We start from the raw sequence: 3,889 nt of genomic DNA on the forward strand, positions 1-3,889 counted from the left end.
GCCGCAGCCTTTGATATTTTTGAGTCGGCTGCCACTTTAACTATTAATTCTGCTTTGGTCATATACACCCCTCCTTTAGATTTTTAATTTACGGCAGTTCCCACAACAACCACCTTATAGATAGTTTATACTCCTTATTCTACAGAATATTCAACATTTATTTACACTTTAGCGAACATTTTTTAAATTTTTCAATAGCTCTTATTTATTCAATAATTCGCCCGTAATCATCCTCGATCCGTTCAATATCATCTTCACTGAAATCATTGCCGGACTGCACCTCTATGACTGCGAGTTCTTTCTGACCTGAGTTCGTTATCCTGTGCAAAGAATGCCTTGGGACATCGATGGATTGGCCTGCCTTTACGGGGATCTCTGCATCGCCAAGCGTTACAATACCTTCACCGGACAGGATAAACCAGTGTTCAGAACGTAATCTGTGTCTCTGAAGACTCAAACGCCTGCCGGGATAGATAACGATCCTTTTTACCTTGTGATCTTTTTCATCGGAAAGGACCTTATAGTATCCCCACGGACGCTCCTCAACATCTGATGCCATCTCTGTTTCCCCCTGATACCTCTGAATGCTGAATACACAATACCAGATAAAAAGGCTCAGGGTAAACTATTTTTTTCATGAACGGCAATAGTGTCAAAACACCTGTACTATTTCATAAGAATGATCTCGATACGCCTGTTCATGGCACGGTTATCCGGAGTATCATTCGCTACGATGGGCCGATATTCGGCATAGCCCACAGCGGAGATCCTCTGGGGCGGAAAATCATGTTTTTCAACAAAATATCTGACCACCTCCGTGGCCCTTCTCACAGAGAGCTCCCAGTTCGATTTGAATTCGCTGGTCTTGATGGGGACATCATCAGTGTGTCCTTCGATCCTGATATGGTTATCTACCTTTCTCATTACAGGCATGATCCTGCCCAGCGCCTTCCGTGCCCTTTCCTTCAGGTCTGCCCTCCCCTCGTCAAAAAATGCCTTGTCAAGTATCCTGATCACAATACCCCTCTCGTCTGAAAGGACAGAGATATTTTTTTGCATCGCCTTATTATTCATCATGCCCTTTATCTCATCCTCAAGCTGCCTTTTTACATCACCGTTCTGTATCATGTCCAGCCGGCTTTGGATGTCGGCAACCGACTGAGATACACCGTTTCCCTTGCCCGTGATCCCGGAATTGCCGGTAAATATGGTCTTTAAATGGCCGGTGAGTTCCTGGTATTTTTGGGTATCCTGTTTGGAGAAGGTATACATCATTATGAAAAAGGCAAGAAGGAGTGTAATCAGATCAGCATAGGTGATGAGCCATCTCTCAAGGTTCTCGTGTTCTTCTTCAGTGCGTTTTTTTCTCAAAAGTCATCCCCTTTCCTTTTGTCCGGCAGCAAAAACGAGACAAGCTTCATGCGAATGACCCTCGGGTTATCCCCCATGGCAAGAGATATTACCCCTTCGCTGATAATCTCCAGATAGAGTGCTTCGTCCTGATGCTTATTCTTTAATTTGTCCGATACCGGCAGATAGATGAGGTTTGCCAGCGCCACGCCCCACAGGGTAGCGATAAATGCGCCCGCAATGGCTGAAGCCATGTTAGAGCTGCTTTCCATACTACCAAGGGCATGGATCAGGCCAAGGACAGTCCCCATAATCCCCAGTGTCGGCGAAAAACCCCCCAGTTTACTAAAAAAAGCGGCGCCTGACTTATGTCTTTCGCTTATGTAAGCCATCTCTATTTCCAGTATCTCCCTGATCTTATTCGTCTCGAACCCATCGATTGCGAGCTGTACGGCCTTTCTGAGGAATGGCTCCCGTATATACTCAAGCTCTTTTTCAAGACTCAGGAGCCCGTTCTTCCTCGATTTCTGGGCAAGGTCAAAGATAAGCTCGATAAGCTCCTGGGGGTCCATCTTCTTTTCGAACAAGGCGACTTTTATAAGACTTGGAAGGTTAATGAGCTGCCTGACAGAGGTCGTTATGGAGGCTGCGCCGAAAGTACCCACAATGACCAGCAACATTGCCGGTATCTGGATCAGCGCAGAGAGGCGTCCCCCTTCCATAAGAAAAGAGACGATCAGAGAGCCAATCCCTAATGTCAGTCCTAAGATGGTTGCAACGTCCATGGTTCATCAACTCGCCGTTTCTTTCAACAGTCTCAGACGCTCTCTCTCTTTGAGAAAAACATAATTTATCAACAGGTCCCGATCCTTTTCGTTGATAACAAGGAACCTCATCGCGACATCATAAGAACAAAGACCGTTTTTTTCTGAGGCATCACTCCTTATAGCCTGACATAGTGCTGTAATGGTGGGATAGGGGAAAACAGGCAGCACCACCTTCAGCTCCATGTAATCATTTTCATGGATCAGGACATCCGATTCAAATTGGATGCCGGAGCCGCTTATAATCACATCAACAAGCCTGTTATGATGAGTATCACTCTTTTTTGATTGGTAAAGGAGATCGATAATCATATCCAGCTTCTTATTGATTATGCTCATAACGATGCTTGTCTGGTCATTTTCTGTCTGTATCATCCTTTCTTTAAGGAAATAGACCTCGTTAATCTTGTCTGTCACCTGTGTTGCGTTGTATTTTATAAAATCCTGGAGCTTTGAAAACTCATCGGCACTTATCTTCCTGAATTCTACGGGCAGGCGATCGTGGATCCTGAAATATTCTCTTCTTTCAATGTTTGTCATATCCACCATCGTTCAGCATGTCTATAAAACTATCTGCTATATCCGGGTCAAACTGACTGCCTTTGCAGCGCTCGATCTCGCCGAGGATCTCCTGTACCACAAGGGCATTCCTGTAAGGCCTGTTCGTAGCCATAGCATCATAGGTATCGCAAACGGCTAAAACCCTTGAACATACGGGTATCTTATCACCGCGTAAGGCATCAGGGTAGCCTCTGCCGTCATACCTTTCATGGTGGTGCCGTATGATCCTGGCTTCATTTGCGAGTATCTCGAACCGGTTCATGATCTGCTCGCCATACATAGAATGACCCTTCATGAGCGTGTATTCTTCGTCGGTCAGTTTCCCGGGCTTCAGCAATATGGCGTCAGGGATACCGATCTTCCCCAGGTCGTGGATCGGCCCGACAACCCGTATCACGTCCCTCTCATAATCGGCAAGCCCGATCTTTTCCGCCAGCAGCAGGCTCATTGCAGTCACACGTTTACAGTGGCCTTCCGTGTACAGATCTCTTCTGTTTATTGCCGCGATGAGGGATTTCAAGGTATGGACCACGCTTTCAAAAAGACTCTCATAGAGCATCTTGTTTTCTATCTGGGTCGAGGCTTTGTCTGCGACAAGTTTCAGGAAGAATACATTGCTTTCCATCAGGTGGCCATTCCCCTTGCCGTTTTTGCAATCAGCCATGATGAAACCGATACATTCATTTTTGATAATAAGCGGCAGGAATATCTTGTTATCCTTGACCACATGTTTTTTAAGCGCCTGCGCATCGTTGAAAAATTCTTCTGTCATAAAGATCTTTTGTTCATCGATAACATCGCTGTTCCCCGAAAAACCCTTGTATAAGATCAGTTCCCTGTTGTCGCTATCCACTATGTAGTAACCGCAGGATCTCACATCGAGGATCTCTTTGACCATGGTGATCATTTTTTCATAGACATCATCAAAGATACTCAGCGAATTGAACTTATTCGATATGTGGTACATTGTCGTAAGCTCTTTGATCTTTTTCTGCAATTCCCTGTTCAGCATTTCGATCTTTTTCTTATCTTCGAGACTGGAAAGTATGTTTTCCTTCTCTATCAGGAGCTTCCGTTCTCTCAGAACCCTCATCATGACCAGCATGAGCTTGTCCAGCTCAAAGGGCTTTATTAAAAAATCGGATGCGCCTTTC

At 45.2% G+C, this 3,889-nt stretch carries 5 protein-coding genes; all 5 read right to left on the bottom strand.

Annotation, left to right across the window (positions count from 1 at the left end; translation table 11 throughout):
- Positions 1-205: 205 nt before the first annotated feature.
- Positions 206-559, bottom strand: coding sequence for a phosphomannose isomerase type II C-terminal cupin domain (locus tag PHU49_15515; protein MDD5245416.1), 354 nt, complete (start codon positions 557-559; stop codon positions 206-208).
- Between the two features lie 107 nt (positions 560-666).
- Positions 667-1,371 (bottom strand): flagellar motor protein MotB, encoded by a 705-nt coding sequence (locus PHU49_15520; protein MDD5245417.1) that lies wholly within the window; start codon positions 1,369-1,371, stop codon positions 667-669.
- A complete protein-coding gene (locus PHU49_15525; GenBank protein ID MDD5245418.1) occupies positions 1,368-2,135 on the bottom strand; it encodes a motility protein A in 768 nt (255 codons plus the stop codon). Before PHU49_15525 ends, PHU49_15520 begins: the two co-directional genes overlap by 4 nt.
- A gap of 6 nt (positions 2,136-2,141) precedes the next feature.
- Positions 2,142-2,714, bottom strand: coding sequence for a PilZ domain-containing protein (locus PHU49_15530; protein MDD5245419.1), 573 nt, complete (start codon positions 2,712-2,714; stop codon positions 2,142-2,144).
- Positions 2,701-3,889 (bottom strand): HD domain-containing protein (locus PHU49_15535; protein ID MDD5245420.1); only part of this gene is annotated, 1,189 nt, incomplete at its 5' end. The genes PHU49_15535 and PHU49_15530, both read right to left, overlap by 14 nt.

The organism is Syntrophorhabdaceae bacterium (assembly GCA_028713955.1).
In the GTDB taxonomy this organism is placed as follows: Bacteria; Desulfobacterota; Syntrophorhabdia; order Syntrophorhabdales; family Syntrophorhabdaceae; genus UBA5609.

Excerpts from the sequence above, each read along its gene's own strand:
- PHU49_15515 (MDD5245416.1), bottom strand. The coding sequence starts at position 559 with ATGGCATCAGATGTTGAGGAGCGTCCGTGGGGATACTATAAGGTCCTT.
- PHU49_15525 (MDD5245418.1), bottom strand. The coding sequence starts at position 2,135 with ATGGACGTTGCAACCATCTTAGGACTGACATTAGGGATTGGCTCTCTG.
- PHU49_15530 (MDD5245419.1), bottom strand. The coding sequence starts at position 2,714 with ATGACAAACATTGAAAGAAGAGAATATTTCAGGATCCACGATCGCCTG.